This is a genomic window from Burkholderia sp. F1, assembly GCF_050813845.1.
Classification (GTDB): Bacteria; Pseudomonadota; Gammaproteobacteria; order Burkholderiales; family Burkholderiaceae; genus Burkholderia; species Burkholderia ubonensis.
Map to the genome: position 1 here is coordinate 3533972 of NZ_CP172421.1, position 16424 is coordinate 3550395.

General features: G+C 69.9%; 15 protein-coding genes. 7 read left to right on the forward strand and 8 right to left on the reverse strand.

Annotation, left to right across the window (positions count from 1 at the left end):
• Position 1: 1 nt before the first annotated feature.
• Positions 2 to 931: a MurR/RpiR family transcriptional regulator gene (locus ACFIMZ_RS16650; RefSeq protein ID WP_431820462.1), complete on the reverse strand. Its 930-nt coding sequence runs from the start codon at positions 929 to 931 to the stop codon at positions 2 to 4.
• Between the two features lie 119 nt (positions 932 to 1050).
• Here ACFIMZ_RS16650 and ACFIMZ_RS16655 point away from each other — a divergent pair, with 119 nt between their 5' ends.
• A complete protein-coding gene (locus ACFIMZ_RS16655) occupies positions 1051 to 2331 on the forward strand; it encodes an amino acid deaminase (protein ID WP_431820463.1) in 1281 nt (426 codons plus the stop codon).
• Positions 2332 to 2472: 141 nt separating this feature from the next.
• Complete coding sequence (locus ACFIMZ_RS16660; RefSeq protein ID WP_431820464.1) at positions 2473 to 3054, forward strand: DJ-1/PfpI family protein; 582 nt, start codon at positions 2473 to 2475, stop codon at positions 3052 to 3054.
• Positions 3055 to 3097: 43 nt separating this feature from the next.
• On the opposite strand, the gene ACFIMZ_RS16665 is transcribed toward ACFIMZ_RS16660, so the two are convergent.
• Entirely contained in the window at positions 3098 to 3544 is a 447-nt protein-coding gene (locus ACFIMZ_RS16665; RefSeq protein WP_431820465.1) for a MarR family winged helix-turn-helix transcriptional regulator, read from the reverse strand.
• Positions 3545 to 3578: 34 nt separating this feature from the next.
• Complete coding sequence (locus tag ACFIMZ_RS16670; RefSeq protein ID WP_431820466.1) at positions 3579 to 5174, reverse strand: MDR family MFS transporter; 1596 nt, start codon at positions 5172 to 5174, stop codon at positions 3579 to 3581.
• A 106-nt stretch (positions 5175 to 5280) separates the two neighbouring features.
• Here ACFIMZ_RS16670 and ACFIMZ_RS16675 point away from each other — a divergent pair, with 106 nt between their 5' ends.
• Positions 5281 to 6126, forward strand: a complete 846-nt coding sequence (locus ACFIMZ_RS16675) for an EcsC family protein (RefSeq protein ID WP_431820467.1) — start codon at positions 5281 to 5283, stop codon at positions 6124 to 6126.
• Here the strand turns inward: ACFIMZ_RS16675 and ACFIMZ_RS16680 are convergent.
• From ACFIMZ_RS16680 to ACFIMZ_RS16700, 5 genes are all read right to left on the reverse strand, one after another.
• On the reverse strand, positions 6093 to 7058 hold the full coding sequence (locus ACFIMZ_RS16680) for an alpha/beta hydrolase (protein ID WP_431820468.1): 966 nt from the start codon (positions 7056 to 7058) through the stop codon (positions 6093 to 6095). The genes ACFIMZ_RS16675 and ACFIMZ_RS16680 overlap by 34 nt on opposite strands.
• A gap of 96 nt (positions 7059 to 7154) precedes the next feature.
• Entirely contained in the window at positions 7155 to 7589 is a 435-nt protein-coding gene (locus ACFIMZ_RS16685) for a CHRD domain-containing protein (RefSeq protein WP_431820469.1), read from the reverse strand.
• Between the two features lie 305 nt (positions 7590 to 7894).
• Positions 7895 to 8668 (reverse strand): class II aldolase/adducin family protein, encoded by a 774-nt coding sequence (locus ACFIMZ_RS16690; protein ID WP_431820470.1) that lies wholly within the window; start codon positions 8666 to 8668, stop codon positions 7895 to 7897.
• 249 nt (positions 8669 to 8917) lie between these two features.
• Entirely contained in the window at positions 8918 to 10543 is a 1626-nt protein-coding gene (locus ACFIMZ_RS16695) for a phospholipase D family protein (protein ID WP_431820471.1), read from the reverse strand.
• A 219-nt stretch (positions 10544 to 10762) separates the two neighbouring features.
• Positions 10763 to 11479 carry a FadR/GntR family transcriptional regulator gene (locus tag ACFIMZ_RS16700; RefSeq protein WP_059845152.1) on the reverse strand — a complete coding sequence of 239 codons (717 nt, stop codon included), beginning with the start codon at positions 11477 to 11479 and terminating at the stop codon, positions 10763 to 10765.
• Positions 11480 to 11602: 123 nt separating this feature from the next.
• Here ACFIMZ_RS16700 and ACFIMZ_RS16705 point away from each other — a divergent pair, with 123 nt between their 5' ends.
• Genes ACFIMZ_RS16705 through ACFIMZ_RS16720 form a run of 4 tightly spaced genes read left to right on the forward strand, consistent with a single transcriptional unit; the run spans position 11603 to position 16349 of the window.
• Positions 11603 to 12403 carry a (Fe-S)-binding protein gene (locus tag ACFIMZ_RS16705; protein ID WP_431820472.1) on the forward strand — a complete coding sequence of 267 codons (801 nt, stop codon included), beginning with the start codon at positions 11603 to 11605 and terminating at the stop codon, positions 12401 to 12403.
• The gene (locus tag ACFIMZ_RS16710; RefSeq protein ID WP_431820473.1) at positions 12400 to 13140 is read left to right on the forward strand and encodes a LutC/YkgG family protein; all 741 of its coding nucleotides are present in this window, start codon (positions 12400 to 12402) and stop codon (positions 13138 to 13140) included. The genes ACFIMZ_RS16705 and ACFIMZ_RS16710 overlap by 4 nt, the downstream gene beginning before the upstream one ends.
• On the forward strand, positions 13137 to 14582 hold the full coding sequence (locus ACFIMZ_RS16715) for a LutB/LldF family L-lactate oxidation iron-sulfur protein (RefSeq protein ID WP_431820474.1): 1446 nt from the start codon (positions 13137 to 13139) through the stop codon (positions 14580 to 14582). Before ACFIMZ_RS16710 ends, ACFIMZ_RS16715 begins: the two co-directional genes overlap by 4 nt.
• Before the next feature lie 57 nt (positions 14583 to 14639).
• Complete coding sequence (locus ACFIMZ_RS16720; RefSeq protein WP_431820475.1) at positions 14640 to 16349, forward strand: lactate permease LctP family transporter; 1710 nt, start codon at positions 14640 to 14642, stop codon at positions 16347 to 16349.
• The last annotated feature ends 75 nt before the right edge of the window (positions 16350 to 16424 follow it).

Consider the following 16424-nt stretch of genomic DNA (forward strand, 5'->3'; position numbering starts at 1 on the left):
GTCAGTCTCCTAGCGGTTGGCGGTCTCCGCCGCCGCGGTGCGCATCGAGCGCATGCTTGACGCGGCGCAGCGATTCGCGGCACGCGTCGCCGAGCCGCAGCGCGACCTCGGTGACGAGCACGTCGATGGCCATCATCATCGCGTAGCGCGAAGTCGACGGCTTGTAGATGAAATCGGTTTCGAACGCGACGACCGGAATCAGGTGGTCGGCAAGCCGCGCGAGCGGCGACGCCGGCGCGGTCACCGCGATCAGCGGCGCGCCGTAGCGCTTCGCGAGCGCGCAGCTTTCCAGCAGCTCCGGCACGCGCCCGCTCACCGACAGCGCGACCACGACGGAATCGCGCGTCGCCGTCGCCGCGACCATCCGCTGCAGCATGCTGTCCTGGTAGCTCGCGACCGGCCGGCCGAACCGCACGAGACGGAAGCGCAGCTCGTCGGCGAGCGCGGTCGACCCGCCGCCCTGCCCGTACACGTAGATCATCTTCGCGCCGGCGAGCAGGCCGGCGACCGCGTCGAACGACGTCTGGCGCAGCAGCTGGTGGTTGTGCGCGAGCGCGACCTGGATCTCGTCATAGACGACCGACGCGGGATTCGCGTCATCCTCGCCCGCGCCGTCGGACGGCGCGAGAAAGCGCTGGCCGACCGCCGCCGCCTGCGCGACGAGCAGCTTCAGCTCGCGCACGTCGCGGCAGCCGACCGCCTTCGCGAAACGCGTGACCGTTGCCACGCTCACGTCCGCATCGCGCGCGAGCGTGCCGATGCTCGCATGCGCGGCGCGCGCGAGATCGGCGAGGATGAACGCGGCCACCTTGCGCTCGGCGTCGCGCAGCACGGGCGCGCATTCGGCGATCCGGGCGACGATGTCGACAGCCGGCTGGGCGGCAGCGCCGGCAGCCGGCGGGACGGAAGACGAAGTGACGGACGAATTCATCTGCGGGAATGGGTGCGGCGCACCATGTTACTAAATAACATTACCGCGCCGATGCTACTTTCTGTACCATCGGCATGTCAACTTCGGCGCAATGCATATCAATGATGGAGCGGGATGACATGAAAGTTACAAACTATCAGGATGCGACGATCGATCCGTTCGGCAAGGGTCTCGGCAATCTGCCGAGCGCGAGCGTGCCGCTCGGCGACGCAAGCCGCCTCGAGTGGAACCTGCTCGCGGAGGACGTCAGCCTGCCGGCCGCGGTGCTGTACGAGGACCGCATCGAGCACAACCTGAAGTGGATGCAGGCGTTCGTCGAGGAATACGGCGTCAAGTTCGCGCCGCACGGCAAGACGACGATGGCGCCGCAGCTGTTCCGCCGCCAGCTCGACGCCGGCGCGTGGGGCATCACGCTCGCGACCGCGCACCAGACGCAGGCCGCATATCACGGCGGCGTGCGGCGCGTGCTGCTCGCGAACCAGCTGGTCGGCCGCCAGAACATGACGATCATCGCGGGGCTGCTGTCGGATCCCGACTTCGAGTTCTTCTGCCTCGTCGATTCCGCCGACGGCGTCGACCAGCTCGGCCGCTTCTTCGGCGACGCGAAGAAATCGCTCAACGTGCTGCTCGAGCTCGGCGTGCCGGGCGGACGCACCGGCGTGCGCGACGCCGCGCAGCGCGACGCGGTGCTCGCGGCGCTCGCCCGCTATCCGGACACGCTGAAGCTGGCCGGGATCGAACTCTACGAAGGCGTGCTGAAGGAAGAAGGCGAGATCCGCGCGTTCCTGCAGGGCGCGGTCGCGCTGACGCGCGAGCTCGCCGCCGCCGGCCGCTTCGCGCGCACGCCGGCGATCCTGTCCGGCGCGGGTTCGGCGTGGTACGACGTGGTCGCGGAGGAATTCGCGAAGGCGTCCGGCGCGGGCTTCGCGGAAGTCGTGCTGCGCCCCGGCTGCTACCTGACGCACGACGTCGGCATCTACAAGAAGGCGCAGACCGACGTGTTCGCGCGCAACCCGACCGCGCGCAAGATGGGCGAAGGGCTGCTGCCCGCGCTGCAGCTGTGGGCGTACGTGCAGTCGGTGCCGGAGCCGGATCGCGCGATCATCGCGCTCGGCAAGCGCGACTCGGCGTTCGACGCGGGCCTGCCCGAGCCGGCCCGTCATTTCCGCCCGGGCCGCGACAGCGCGCCGCGCGACGTCGCGGCAGCCGAAGGCTGGGCGATCACCGGCCTGATGGACCAGCACGCGTACCTGCAGATCCCGCCCGGCGCGGACGTGAAGGTCGGCGACATGATCGCGTTCGACATCTCGCACCCGTGCCTGACGTTCGACAAGTGGCGCCAGCTGCTCGTGCTCGATCCGCAGTTCCGCGTGACGGAAGTGGTCGAAACGTTCTTCTGACCGTCCTTCCGACGTGATCCGGCCGCCCCGTCGCGCGACGGGGCGGCTTTACGTCATACCCGTCATACCGGTTTCAGGCCGCCGGAGTACACTGCGCTTTCGTCCTGGGGCGTGCTCGCGCCCCGCTCATCGGAGAGCGCAATGGCAGCCAAGAAGATCCTGTTCCTGACCGGCGATTTCGCCGAAGACTACGAAACGATGGTGCCGTTCCAGGCACTGCAGGCCGTCGGCCACCACGTCGATGCGGTCTGCCCGGGCAAGCGCGCGGGCGACAAGATCAAGACCGCGATCCACGACTTCGAGGGCGACCAGACCTACACCGAAAAACCCGGTCACCAGTTCACGCTGAACGCGGCGTTCGACGACGTCGACGCCGCGCGCTACGACGCGCTCGCGATCGCGGGCGGCCGCGCGCCGGAATATCTGCGACTCGATCCGAAGGTGATCGCGCTCGTGCGCGCGTTCGCGGCTGCGGCCAAGCCGATCGCGGCGATCTGCCATGCGGCGCAACTGCTCGCCGCCGCCGACGTGATCCGCGGCAAGCGCATCTCGGCCTACCCGGCCTGCGCGCCCGAAGTGAAGCTCGCGGGCGGCGAATATGCGGACATTCCGGTCGATGCGGCGGTCACCGACGCGCCGTTCGTCACCGCGCCCGCGTGGCCCGCGCATCCGGCGTGGCTCGCGCAATTCCTCGCGCTGCTCGGCACGCGCATCGAGCTGTAACACGGCACGCCGGCGAAGCCGCTGGCCGCGCGCCGCCGCCCGCTCAGCGCGCCGCCGGCGGCGTGCCGACTTCGGCGATCCGTTCCTCGAGCATCGCCAGCGCGCCGGACAGCGCCGTCAGCACATCGTCCGGCAGCCGCGCGATCGTCTTGTCGAGGAACACCCGGCGGCGCGGCAGGCTCGCCTCGAACGCCTCGCGCCCGTCGGCGGTCAGCTTCACGTTCGTCACGCGGTTGTCGCGCTCGTCTGATTCGCGCTCGATCCAGCCGAGCGCGTCGAGTGCCTTCAGCTGGCGCGTGAGCGCGCCCGGGTCGATCCGCAGGATCTCGACGAGCCGCTTCTGCGACGACTCCCCACCCAGCGAGTGCAGCGCGACCATGATGCGCCAGCGCGGCATCGGCTGGCCGACGTGCGCCTCGAACGCGGTCAAGAACGCGCGATACGTCCGTCCGAATTGCTGCAAGATCGCGACGCGGTCCTGTTCTTCCATCCGTTCAGTTCGGTTCGTTCAATCGGTTGATCGGTCAATCGGCCGCGGCATGCGGTTCGATCTTGCGCCGCAGCGTGACGGGCGGCACGCGGCGGCACTGCCACACCGCATACACGGCCACCGCCGCCGCCACCGCGACGCCCACGTGAATCGCGCTGACGAGCGATTCGCGGGCGGCTTCCAGCAGCAGCGCGCCATTATGCCCGGCGCGCGTCAGCTCGCCGACGAGGCCGGCCTGCGCCGCGCGGTCGATCAGGATCTGCGGATCGGCGAGCTTCGCGTGCCATTGCAGCGCGTGGTCGGCGCCGAGCGCGTCGCGCACGCCGCCCGCATACATCTGGCTGACGAGCGTGCCCGTCAGCGCGGTGCCGGCCATCCCGCCGACCATCCGCAGCGACTGCAGCAGCGCGGTGGCGATGCCGAGATGCTCGCGTCCGGCGGTCTGCTGCGCGAACACCGTCAGGTTCGGCAGCACGAAGCCGAGGCCGACGCCGCCCGCGACCATCAGCGCCATCAGCAGCCAGCGGGGCGTCGTATGCGTCGACACGGCGACGCCGGCGCACGTGATCGCGAACAGCGCGAAGCCGACGTGCAGCATCGCGTTCGGGTTGCGGATGCGGGTGACGACGCGGCCGTTCATGATGCTGCCGATCGTGATGAACACGACGAGCGGCGTGATGACGAGCCCCGCTTCCTTCGGCGACATGCCGAACCCGCCCTGGAACAGGAGCGGCGCGTAGAACAGCAGCGAGAACATCGAGAAGCCGGCGAGGATCGCGAGCACGAACAGCGCGGACAGCGCGCGATTGCCGAACATGTCGAACGGCAGAATCGGCTGCGCGCAGCGCTTCTCCCAGCGCCACAGCCCGATGCCGGCGGCGAGCGCGACGCCGAGCAGCAGCGTCGGCCAGCCGGCGACGCCGTGCTTCGGCAGCCACTCGACGAACAGCTGCAGTGCGCCGAGCGACAGCGCGATCAGCAGCGCGCCCGGCCAGTCGAGCCGCATTTTACGATCGTGCTCGACGTGCCGCAGGTGCGGCAGGTAGCGCCACACGAACAGCAGCGACAGCAGGCCGACCGGCAGGTTCACGTAGAACACCGAACGCCAGCCCAGCGACTGGGTCAGCACGCCGCCGAGCGATGGCCCGATCGCGTTCGCGATGCCGAACGCGGAACTCATCATCACCTGCCAGCGCAGCCGCACGACGGAATCGGGGAACAGGTCGGGAATGCATGCGAACGCGGTGCCGACCAGCATCCCGCCGCCGATCCCCTGCAGGCCGCGCGCGAGCACGAGGGCGAGCATGTCGTTGGCCATCCCGCACAGCACCGACGCGCCCGTGAACAGGACGATCGACGCGATCACGAACGGCTTGCGCCCGTAGTAGTCGCCGAGCCGCCCGAAGATCGGCACGGTGATCACCGAGCTGAGCAGGTACGACGTCGCGACCCAGGCATACAGGTCGAATCCCTTCAGTTCGGCGACGATGGTCGGCAGCGCGGTGCCGACGACGGTCTGGTCGAGCGCGACGAGCATCGTCACGAACGAGATGCCGATCATCGCGAGCAGCGATTCGCGGAACGGCAGCACTTGCCCGCTCGAATGGTGGGCGGCGGTGTGGACGGCCATTTTTTGTCTGCGCAATTTTTGACAAGTCAAAGAATCTGAAAATTCTATCATTGGTGCGATAACCTAGCTGGCGGCCGCATTCCGGCCCGAGCTGCGAAGGAGAAAGATGGAACCGAATTCAAGCGGCGTCGCGACGACGCTGTCGGCAGACGATCGGGACGCGCTGCGGCGCGCGAAGCAGGTGCTGGAAAGCCCGTCGCTGGCGATGAAGCTGACGAGCCTGCTCGGCGCGCCGATCGAGAAGATGATCGGCAGGCTGCCGGATTTCGCGACCGGCAAGATCAACGACGCGACCCAGCTCGCGCTGCGCAAGTGCCTGAACCTCGCGCTGCGCACGCTCGGCAAGCCGCCGGCGCCCGACGCCGACGCTCACGACAAGCCGAGCAACCTGCTGCACAAGCTCGCGGTCGCGACGACGGGCGCCGCCGGCGGCGCGTTCGGCTTCGTCGCGCTGCCCGTCGAGCTGCCGGTCACGACGACGCTGATCTTCCGCTCGGTCTGCGACATCGCGCGCAGCGAAGGCGAGGACCTGTCCTCGGTGGACACGCAGCTGCAGTGCCTCGCCGTGCTCGGGATGGGCGGCAACCCGGACAAGAACGAAGAAGACGCCGACCTCGGCTACTTCGTGCTGCGCGGCGCGCTCGCGCAGGCGATCTCGAAGGCGTCGGCGGACATCACGTCGAAGGGCATCGGCGCGCACGGCTCGGCCGCGCTGTTCAGGCTCGTGCAGACCGTCGCGTCGCGTTTCTCGGTGCAGGTGACCGAGCAGATGGCGGCGAAGTCGATCCCGGCGATCGGCGCGGTGCTCGGCGCGACCGTCAACACGCTGTTCATCGATCACTTCCAGCAGATGGCGCACGGCCACTTCACCGTGCGGCGGCTCGAGCGCAAGTACGGCGCAGCGGCCGTCGAGGCCGCCTACCAGACGATCGACGCGTCGCCCACGCGCTGAACCGCCCGCTCGACCGCGACCCGGTGCAGGAACGCGGCCGCGCGGTCGAGCGCCTGCCGCGACTCCGGCACCATCGGCGCATACAGCTGCCACACGTGCGGCACGTCCGGGCAGATCTCGATCTCGACCGCGACGCCGGCTGCCCTCGCCTTGTCGGCGACGCGGCGCGAATCGTCGAGCAGCACCTCGTTGCTGGCGACCTGGATGAACAGCGGCGGCAGGCCCGCGAGATCCGCATAGAGCGGAGACGCGTACGGATGGGTCGGCGACGCGTCGCCGAGATACAGCTTCGCGGCCTTCGGGAACGCGGCGCTCGCGAACATCGGATCGATGCCGTCGTTGGTGCGCAGCGTGTCGCCGGTCGCCGCGAGGTCGGTCCACGGCGAGAACAGGATCGCGCCGGCCGGCAGCGGCTCGCCGCGATCGCGCAGCGCGACCAGCGTCGCGAGCGCGAGGCCGCCGCCCGCCGAATCGCCGCCGAGCACGATCGACTCCGGCGGCGTGCCCGCGTCGAGCAGCCGGCGATAGGCCGCGAGTGCGTCGTCCAGCGCGGCCGGGAAGCGGTGTTCCGGCGCGAGCCGGTAATCGAGCGAGAACGAACGCACGCCCGCGCGCTTCGTCAGCCCGAACACGAGCTGTCGATGCGTCCTCGACGAGCAGAAGTAGTAGCCGCCGCCGTGGAAATACAGCAGCGTGCGTCCGGATGCCTGCCCGGCCCCCGCCCCCATCCGCTCGAGCCACTCGCCGCGCAGCGGCGCATCGTCCGGGCCGTAGCATTCGCGCAGGCGATAGCCGGCAGGTGCGCGGCGCGGCACCCACATCCGCAAGTCCGTGAAGCGCCGCGCACGCGCGTGATCGAGCACGGGACGCGCCGTCTCGGGGCGGAACTGCCGGCGCAGCAGCCAGCAGGCGAACTTGCTTTGCCAACTCATCGGGCGCACTCCATCGCACGTTACGCAAATGTGACGATGGTACGTGCGATCGTTCCCGTGCCGGTCGACGAGTGGCTCTACATCAAACGCCGCCGCTCAGCCGGCCGGCAGCACCTGCCCGCGGATCTCGCCGGACGGATGCTCCTTCGTATGGATGTTGAAGTACCACTTGCCGGCCATCAGCTCGGTCACCTGCGCATCGTTCAGTTCCTTCGAACCCCTGATCGGGCTCGCGAGGCCGTCCTTCGGAATCGGCACCTGCACGCCGGCGTTCTGCCCGACGGGCGCCGGCCCGTGGAAATGCGCGGCGGCGGCCGGGCCGGTCAGGTCCTTGTAGGTGATCGTCCATTGCAACGTGCGGGTGGCCGTGTCGTAAGTCGCGTCGACCTTGCCGGAGCCGTGGCTGGTGGTGGGCGGCACCTCGCTCGACGGCTGAAGGTCGGCAGCCAGGCGAACCGTTTCGGCGGCGGCGCTGCCGGCGGCCAGCACGCCCGCGAGTAACGCCACCCGGAGGAAACGCAGCTTCGGCATGGAATCTCCTTGTACGACGGTGTGCGCCATCCGGACGGATGACGTCCCGCCCATGTTAGTCGATCGGCGTCGATCGGTGAGTGCGTCGCCAGCCTGGCGCATCCTGGAACAGACCTTTTCAGCCGGACGCCTGAATCCGCGCGCGGCCTTTCGCTACACTTCGTTTCACAGTTGCTTGTTTCCTTCGTCCGAAGGAGTCTGCGAGTATTTGCGCGGCCACCCGGCCGCGTTTTTTTTGCCTGCTCGACGGACATGGGGACACGGCATCGGCCTGCTTCGCTGCCGGACGTCGCACGGCCGGCGCGTCAGCCGCGATAGCCCGGATCGATGCGTTCGACGATGCGCTGCAGCGCGTCGAACGCATCCTGCCCCGCGCCGTGCTTCGGGTCGAAGTTCAGCGAGTCGCGCACGCACGCCTCGAGCACCGGCGGCGCGATCGGCAGCGGATCGCCGATCGCGTGCGTCGCGACCTGCACTTCGCACGCGCGATTGAGCAGCCACATCAGCGAAAACGTCTCGGCCAGCGTGCGCCCGATCGTGACCGGCCCGTGGTTCCTCAGCAGCAGCACGGGCCGCCCGCCGGCGCTCGCGACGATGCGCCGGCCTTCGTCGAGATGCACCGTGATCCCTTCGAAGTCGTGATACGCCACCTTGCCGTACAGCTGCGCCGCGTAGAAGTTCGAGAACGACAGGCCGCCGCGCGAACTGCACACGGCCATCGCGGGCGTCGTATGCACGTGCATCACGCAATGCGCGTCCGGCAGCGCGGCATGGATCGCGCCGTGGAACGTGAAGCCCGCCGGATTGATCGGCCAGTCGGAATGGCCGATCACGTTGCCGTCGATGTCGACCTTGACGAGATTCGATGCGCACACCTCGCGGTAATGCAGGCCGAACGGATTGATCAGGAAATGCCCGTCGGCATCCGGCACGCGCAGCGAAATATGGTTGTAGATCAGCTCGGTCCAGCCGAGATGATCGAAGATGCGGTACGCGGCAGCAAGCTGCACGCGCGCCTGCCATTCGGCGTCGGAGAAGCGGGCGGGACGGGAAAACGGCTGGTTCGGCACGTGATGCATGCGAGTGCTCCGGTTGAGCAGGCGCGTGCCAGGCCGCACCGCGGCGACGTCGCACGTCGTCTCCTGGCGCCGGGGCCGTGCGGGCCGGCGCATTGCGGGTTGAGTGTTGCGTATTGCTGCCGGGCATGCCGCACGCGATATGCGGCGATGTGCGGAGATTCCAGCAGCACCGTCATGATTCCCTGATAGTTGTGCACGCAACCATATCACCTTTCCGCGCGCACCGGAATGGCGACCGCGGACCGGCCCTTATAGCTGGTCGTCGACCGGCAGCAGCATGAACACGCCGGTCAGCAGGTTGCGCAGCAGCCCTGCATGCGGATCGACGTGATAGGTGCGCGGCACGCCGTCGTCGGCGCCGGCCCACATCAGCTCGGACGCGCCGGGCCCCGACGGCGCCGCGAGCTGCACGCGGTAGCTTTCGTCAGGCTGCGTCGCCTGCGCGAAGATCGTCGCGACCTGCTGCGCGAGCGCCGGGCTGTGGATCACGAGCGCCATCTCGGTATTGAGGTGCACGGAGCGCGGATCGAGGTTCATCGAGCCGATCACGAGGATCTCCCGGTCGATCACGTAGGCCTTCGCGTGCAGGCTCGCGCGCGAACGCGAGCCGAGCAGCCGCGGCCGCTGCCGGCCGGGCCGCGCCTTGTATTCGTAGAGTTCCACGCCGTGCTGCAGCAGCGGCACGCGGTACGGGCCGTAGCCGGCCTGCACGGCCACCGCGTCGGTCGCGGCGAGCGAGTTCGTCAGGATCGCGACGCGCACGCCGCGCGCGGTGGTGTCGCCGAGGATCTTCACGCCCGCGTCATGCGGCACGAAATACGGCGAGAACGCGAGGAATTCGTGCTGCGCGGCGCGGGTCAACTCGACGAGGCGCCGCATCGGCGGGCTCACGTAGCCGTCGGTGGGCTGCGCAACCTTGTCCGGCGCGTCGGCCTCGAACTCCGCCGGCGCCCAGACGAGGCCGAGCTCGTCGCGCGCGATCTGCTGCGCGAGCGGCGTCGCGTTCAGCGGCTTCGCGTTGTACGGCTCCGCGTTCTTGCGCCAGTGCGCGCGCAACTCGTCGCGCATTGCATCGAGATCCTTCGGAACGAACGTCTGACGATTCAGCACCCGCAGCGGATAGCTGCTGCCGCTCGCCCAGTACGCATCGAAGCTCGCGGAGACATCCCGCGTCACGGGGCCGGCCGCGAGCACGTCGAGATCTCGGAACTGCAGCGTCGGGCTCGCGCTGAAATATTCGTCGCCGAGATTGCGGCCGCCGACGATCGCGATCCGGTTGTCGGCGATCATCGCCTTGTTGTGCATCCGGCGCGTGAAGCGGTCGATCCGTGTGAAGAAATTCGTCGTGCGCCGCATCACGCCCTGCTGCGACGCGCCGAACGGGTTGAACACGCGGATCTCGATGTTCGGGTGCGTGCTCAGCGCGGCCATCACGCGGTCGATGTCGCGGAAGTTCAGGTCGTCGACCAGCATCCGCACCCGCACGCCGCGATCGGCCGCGTACAGCGCGGCGCCGAGCAGCAGCTTGCCGGTCGTGTCCTCGGTCGCGATGTAGTACTGCATGTCGAGCGTCCGGGTCGCCGCGCGGGCGAGCGCGATGCGCATCTGCAGCGCGGCGGCGCCGTCCGCGAGCAGGCGGAAGCCCGATTCGCCCGGATGGGCGGCCTCGGGCGCGGCAAGCGCATCGCGCAGCGGCGTCGCGGCATCGGCGGGCAATGCTTGCGACACCGTGCGCTCGAGCGTGGTGGCGGGCGGATGCGTCGCGCACGCGGCGACCAGCGACAGCAGCGCGCAGACGGCCAGCGCGCGGGTCGTGCGACAGGCGGCGCGCCACGCATGGGCGGCCGGCGCGCGCCGGATGACGGACATGAGCACGGGGCGTTCTCGACAGGCGGATCGACCATTGCGCACACGCTCTGGCGCGCGGTTGACGGGTGAATTCAGGCGAATTCGGGCGAATTCGGGCGATTCTAAGTGGCGCCGGATGACGCGGTCAATCGCGCGCGCCCGGCGCACGGGCGCTTGAACGAGCGGTCCGCACGGGCCGCAGCCGTCGGCGCATGCGTGACGCCGAGCGGCGTGGTCCAACCAATCTCAGCCCGCGTCGCCGCGCCGCTCGAAGTGACTGCGCACGTAGTCGATGTGCGTCTGCATCGCGGTGCGCGCCTCCTCGGGCCGCTGCGCGCAGATCGCGTCGCAGACGACCCGGTGCTGTCGCAGCAGTTGCTCCGCCGCGCCCGCGTCCTGCTCGCTCATCCCGGTCGCGTTGACCGTGATGTGCTCGCGCAGCATGCCGATCACGCTCGTATGCAGGTGCAGGAACATCGTGTTGTGCGACGCGAGCGCGATCGCCTCGTGCAGCTTCGAGTCGGTCGCCGCCTCGACCGCCCGGTCGTCATTCGCGTGCGCGGCTTCCAGCTCGCGCATCAGCGCGCGGATCCGGCGGCGGTCGCCCGCATCGGCGCGCAGCGCGGCGAAATACGCGGTCGCGCCCTCCAGCACGCGGCGGAACTCGAGAATGTCGTCGCGCAGCGCCGGATGGTCGGCGACGAGCTGCCCCCACGGCGACGCGATGCCGGCGCGCAGCTGGTCCGTCACGTACACGCCCGCACCCCGCCGGCTCTGCAGCAGGCCGCGCGCGACGAGCCGCTGGATCGCCTCGCGGATCGTATTGCGCGCGACGCCGTACTGCTCCGCGAGCACCCGCTCCGCCGGCAGCCGGGCGCCGGCCGGCCACGTGCCGTCGAGCAGCGCCGTCTCGATCTTGCGCATCACCACTTCGGTCCGGCCACGGGCCGCCATGCCTGCCATCGTCGGATCTCCAGAACGCTGGGCGACGCGATTGGCCCAACCAATTTGAGCCAACGCGCCGTCGCGGGAATTATGCAGCGAAAGCCGTCCCGCGTGCCGGGCCGCCGTCCCCTGGAGCGAGACATGAACGAAAGGCAGTACCCCCCGGCCGCGCCCGCGGACGTCTATCTGTTCGCGACCTGCCTGGTCGACCTGTTCGTCCCCGACGCGGGGCTCGACGCGGTGCGGCTGCTGGAGCGCGAGGGCCTGACCGTCCACTATCCGCGGGGCCAGAGCTGCTGCGGGCAGCCCGCCTACAGCAGCGGCAATCCCGATGAGGCGCGCCGCGTCGCCGCCGCGCAGCTCGACCTGTTCGCGCAACCGTGGCCCGTGATCGTCCCGTCCGGCTCGTGCGCGGGCATGATGCGGCACCATTGGCCGGCGCTGTTCGCCGATGATCCCGTGAACGGCGCGAAAGCCCGCGCGATCGCCGAACGCGTGTATGAACTTGCCGAATTCCTTGTCCATGTGCTCGGCGTGCAGCTCGACGCGCTCGCCGCGTCCGCTCAGCCGGACGAGCGCGTGGTCCTGCATACGTCGTGCGCGGCGCGGCGCGAAATGGGTACGCGTGCGGATGGCGTCGCGCTCGTCGACGCGCTGCCCGGCGTGACCCGCATCGAACACGAACGCGAATCCGAATGCTGCGGCTTCGGCGGCACGTTCTCGCTGAAGCATCCCGACATCTCCGGCGCGATGGTGCGCGACAAGGTCGCGTCGGCGTGCGCAACCGGCTGCGACCGGCTCGTGTCCGCCGACTGCGGCTGCCTGCTGAACATCGGGCATGCGGCGGCGAAGGCCGGTGCGCCGCTGCCGGTCGAGCACCTCGCGAGCTTCCTGTGGCGCCGCACCGCCGGCGCGACTTCGCTGCGCGGAGACGACCGATGAGCGCGCGCGAAGCCATCCTCGCGCGGCTGCGCGCCGCCGCGCCGGCTGCCGCATCTGCCGCATCTGCCGCCGGTGACGCCGCCCCCCTCGACGCCCGCATCGACCGCCACTACGCGGCCCGGCGTGCCGCCGCCCCGGCCGATCCGCACGCGCTCGCGCAAGCGCTGCAGGCCGCGCTCGCCGCGTCGCACGCCGACGTCTGGTGCGCGGACGCGGCCGCGTGGCCCGCGCAGCTCGCCGCGCGCCTCGCCGCGGCCGGCGTGCGCCGCCTGCTGCTCGACCCGGCCCGCGCCGAGTCGGCGGCGCTGGCCCGCGCGCTGCCCGGCACCGTCGCGACCGTGCCGTTCGACCGTCCGATCGACGCATGGAAGGCCGAGCTGTTCGACACGATCGACGCGGGCTTCACGGTCGCGCGCTCGGGCATCGCGGCGACCGGCACGCTCGTGCTCGCGCCCGACGCCGGCACGCCGCGCACCGTGTCGCTGGTGCCGCCGCTGCACGTCGCGCTCGTCCATGCGCGCACGCTGCACGCGGACCTCCATGCGGCCGTGCACGCCGAGCGCTGGCAGGCGGGCATGCCGACCAATCTCGTGCTGGTGTCCGGACCGTCGAAGACCTCCGACATCCAGCAGACGCTCGCGTACGGCGCGCACGGCCCACGTCGTCTGTGGGTCGTGATCGTCACCGATCCGGCCGACGCCGCGGACCCGCGTGATCGCCAAGGAGCTTCGCGATGAGCGACCACCCGATGCAGTTCGTCGCCCCGGGCGACTTCAAGGCCCGCGCGCGCCAGGCGCTCGACGATCCGAAGCTGCGCCGCAGCTTTCGCGGCGCGATGGATTTCCTGAGCGCCAAGCGCGCGACGCAGTTCCCCGACGGCGCCGAGCTGCAGCAATTGCGCGATCTCGGCGAAGCGATCCGGCAGCATGCGCTCGCGCAACTGCCGGCACTGCTCGAACGGCTCGAGGCGAAGCTCACCGAGGCCGGCGTGCGCGTGCACTGGGCCGAGACGGCCGACGAAGCGAACGCGATCGTGCTCGGCATCGCGCAGGCGAAACAGGCGCGCCGCGTGATCAAGGGCAAGTCGATGGCGAGCGAGGAAATCGAGCTGAACCATTACCTCGCCGAGCGCGGCGTCGACTGCATCGAATCCGACATGGGCGAATACATCGTCCAGCTCGCCGGCGAGAAGCCGTCGCACATCGTGATGCCCGCGATCCACAAGACGCGCGGCGACATCGCCGAACTGTTCGAGGCGCACATTCCGGACGCGCATTACACGGAAGACGTCGACGAGCTGATCCAGACCGGCCGCCGCGCGCTGCGCCAGGCGTTCGTCGATGCGGACATCGGCCTGTCGGGCGTGAACTTCGCGGCGGCCGACACGGGCACGCTGTGGCTCGTCGAGAACGAGGGCAACGGCCGCCTGTCGACCACGGTGCCCGACACGCACATCGCGATCATGGGGATCGAGAAGGTCGTCGCGAAGCTCGAGCACATCGTGCCGCTGTCGAGCCTGCTCACGCGCTCGGCGACCGGCCAGGCGATCACGACCTACTTCAACCTGATCACCGGCGCGCGCCGCGACGGCGAGCGCGACGGCCCGCGCGAGCTGCACCTCGTGCTGCTCGACAACGGCCGCACGCAGGCGTACGCGGACGAACAGCTGCGCGCGACGCTGCAATGCATCCGCTGCGGCGCGTGCATGAACCACTGCCCCGTCTATACGCGCATCGGCGGCCACGCGTACGGCACGACCTACCCGGGGCCGATCGGCAAGATCATCTCGCCGCACCTGCTCGGCCTCGACGCGACCGCCGACCTGCCGACCGCGTCGACGCTGTGCGGCGCGTGCGGCGAGGTGTGCCCGGTGCGGATTCCGATCCCGCAGCTGCTGGTGCGGCTGCGCACCGAGGCGAACCGCAAGCCCGACGAGCCGGTCGCGCATCCGCTGCGCGGCCAGGGCGCGAACTACAACCGCGCGGAAGACCTCGTGTGGCGCTTCTGGTCCGGCGCGTTCGCGCATCCGCGCGCGTACCGCGCGTTCCGCTGGGCGGCGACGCGCCTGCGGGCGCTCGCGCCCGCGCAGCAGATGGGCTGGACGCAGCACCGCACGCCGCTCGAACCGGCGCCGCGCAGCCTGTCCGACCTGCTGCGCGCGCGCGGCCAGCCCGAATAGCCAAGACCTTTCTGACCCGTACCGATAGACATATAGAGACATATGGAGGAGACAACCATGCAGGCCTGGCAACAGATCTATACCCCGCTCGGCAGCCTCGGGCTGTCGGCGTTCGTCGCCGCGATCCCGATCATCTTCTTTTTCGTCGCGCTTGCCGGCTTGCGGCTGAAGGGGCATGTCGCGGCCGCGATCACGCTGCTGCTGTCGCTCGGCGTCGCAATCCTCGCGTACCGGATGCCGGCGCCGCAGGCGCTCGCGGCAGCCGGCTTCGGCTTCGCGTACGGCCTCTGGCCGATCGCGTGGATCATCGTCGCCGCGGTGTTCCTGTACAGGATCGTCGTCAAGACCGGCCAGTTCGACGTCATCCGCGCGTCGGTGCTGTCGATCACCGACGACCAGCGGCTGCAGATGTTGCTGATCGGCTTCTCGTTCGGCGCGTTCCTCGAGGGGGCGGCCGGCTTCGGCGCGCCGGTCGCGATCACCGCCGCGCTGCTCGTCGGCCTCGGCTTTCGCCCGCTGCACGCGGCCGGTCTGTGCCTGATCGCGAACACCGCGCCGGTCGCATTCGGCGCGATGGGCATCCCGATCATCGTCGCGGGGCAGGTCACCGGCATCGACGCGTTCCACATCGGCGCGATGGCCGGCCGCCAGTTGCCGCTGCTGTCGCTCGCGGTGCCGTTCTGGCTGGTGTTCATGATGGACGGGCTGCGCGGCGTGCGGCAGACGTGGCCGGCCGCGCTCGTCGCCGGCGGCAGCTTCGCGATCACGCAGTACTTCACGTCGAACCACCTCGGGCCCGAGCTGCCGGACATCACGTCGTCGCTCGTCAGCCTCGTCGCGCTCGCCGCGTTCCTGAAGGTGTGGCAGCCGGCCAGCGCCAATCAGGCTGCCCGCGAGGCGGCCGGCGGCGTGGTCGCGTCGGGCGGCGGCGCAGCGGCGCTCGCGGGCTTCGGCGGCTTCGGTTCGTCGACGAGCCGGCAGGCGTCGCCGTACACGTTCGCGCAGACGGTGCGCGCGTGGTCGCCGTTCCTGATCCTGACGGGCGTCGTCACCGTATGGAGCCTCGCGCCGTTCAAGGCGCTGTTCGGCCCGCACGGCGCGCTCGCCGCGACCGTGCTGAAGTTCAAGGTGCCGGCGCTCGACCAGCTCGTCGTCAAGACCGCGCCGATCGTCGCGACGCCGAAGGCGCTCGACGCGGTGCTGAAGATCGACCTGGTGTCGGCCGTCGGCAGCGCGATCCTCGTGACCGCGCTGATCTCGATCGTGCTGTTGCGGATGAAGCCGCGCGACGCGCTCGTCACGTTCGGCGAAACGCTGAAGGAGCTCGCGCGCCCGATCCTGTCGATCGGCTTCGTGCTCGCGTTCGCGTTCGTCGCGAACTATTCGGGGATGTCGTCGACGCTCGCGCTGCTGCTCGCCGGCACCGGCGCCGCGTTCCCGTTCTTTTCGCCGTTCCTCGGCTGGCTCGGCGTGTTCCTGACCGGCTCGGACACGTCGTCGAACGCGCTGTTCTGCTCGCTGCAGCAGGCGACCGCGCACCAGCTCGGCCTGCCGGACACGCTCGCCGTCGCCGCGAACACGACGGGCGGCGTGACCGCGAAGATGATCTCGCCGCAGTCGATCGCGGTCGCGTGCGCGGCGACGGGCCTCGTCGGCAAGGAAGCGGAGCTGTTCCGCTTCACGGTCCGGCACAGCCTCCTGTTCGCGGTGATCGTCGGGCTGATCACGCTCGTGCAGGCGTATGTGCTGCCGGGGATGGTGCCGTAACCTGAAAAAAACAAAACCCCACGCTCCGGAGAACGTGGGGTTCGTCTGCAGACTGAAGCGCCGGCCTTGCCGGCG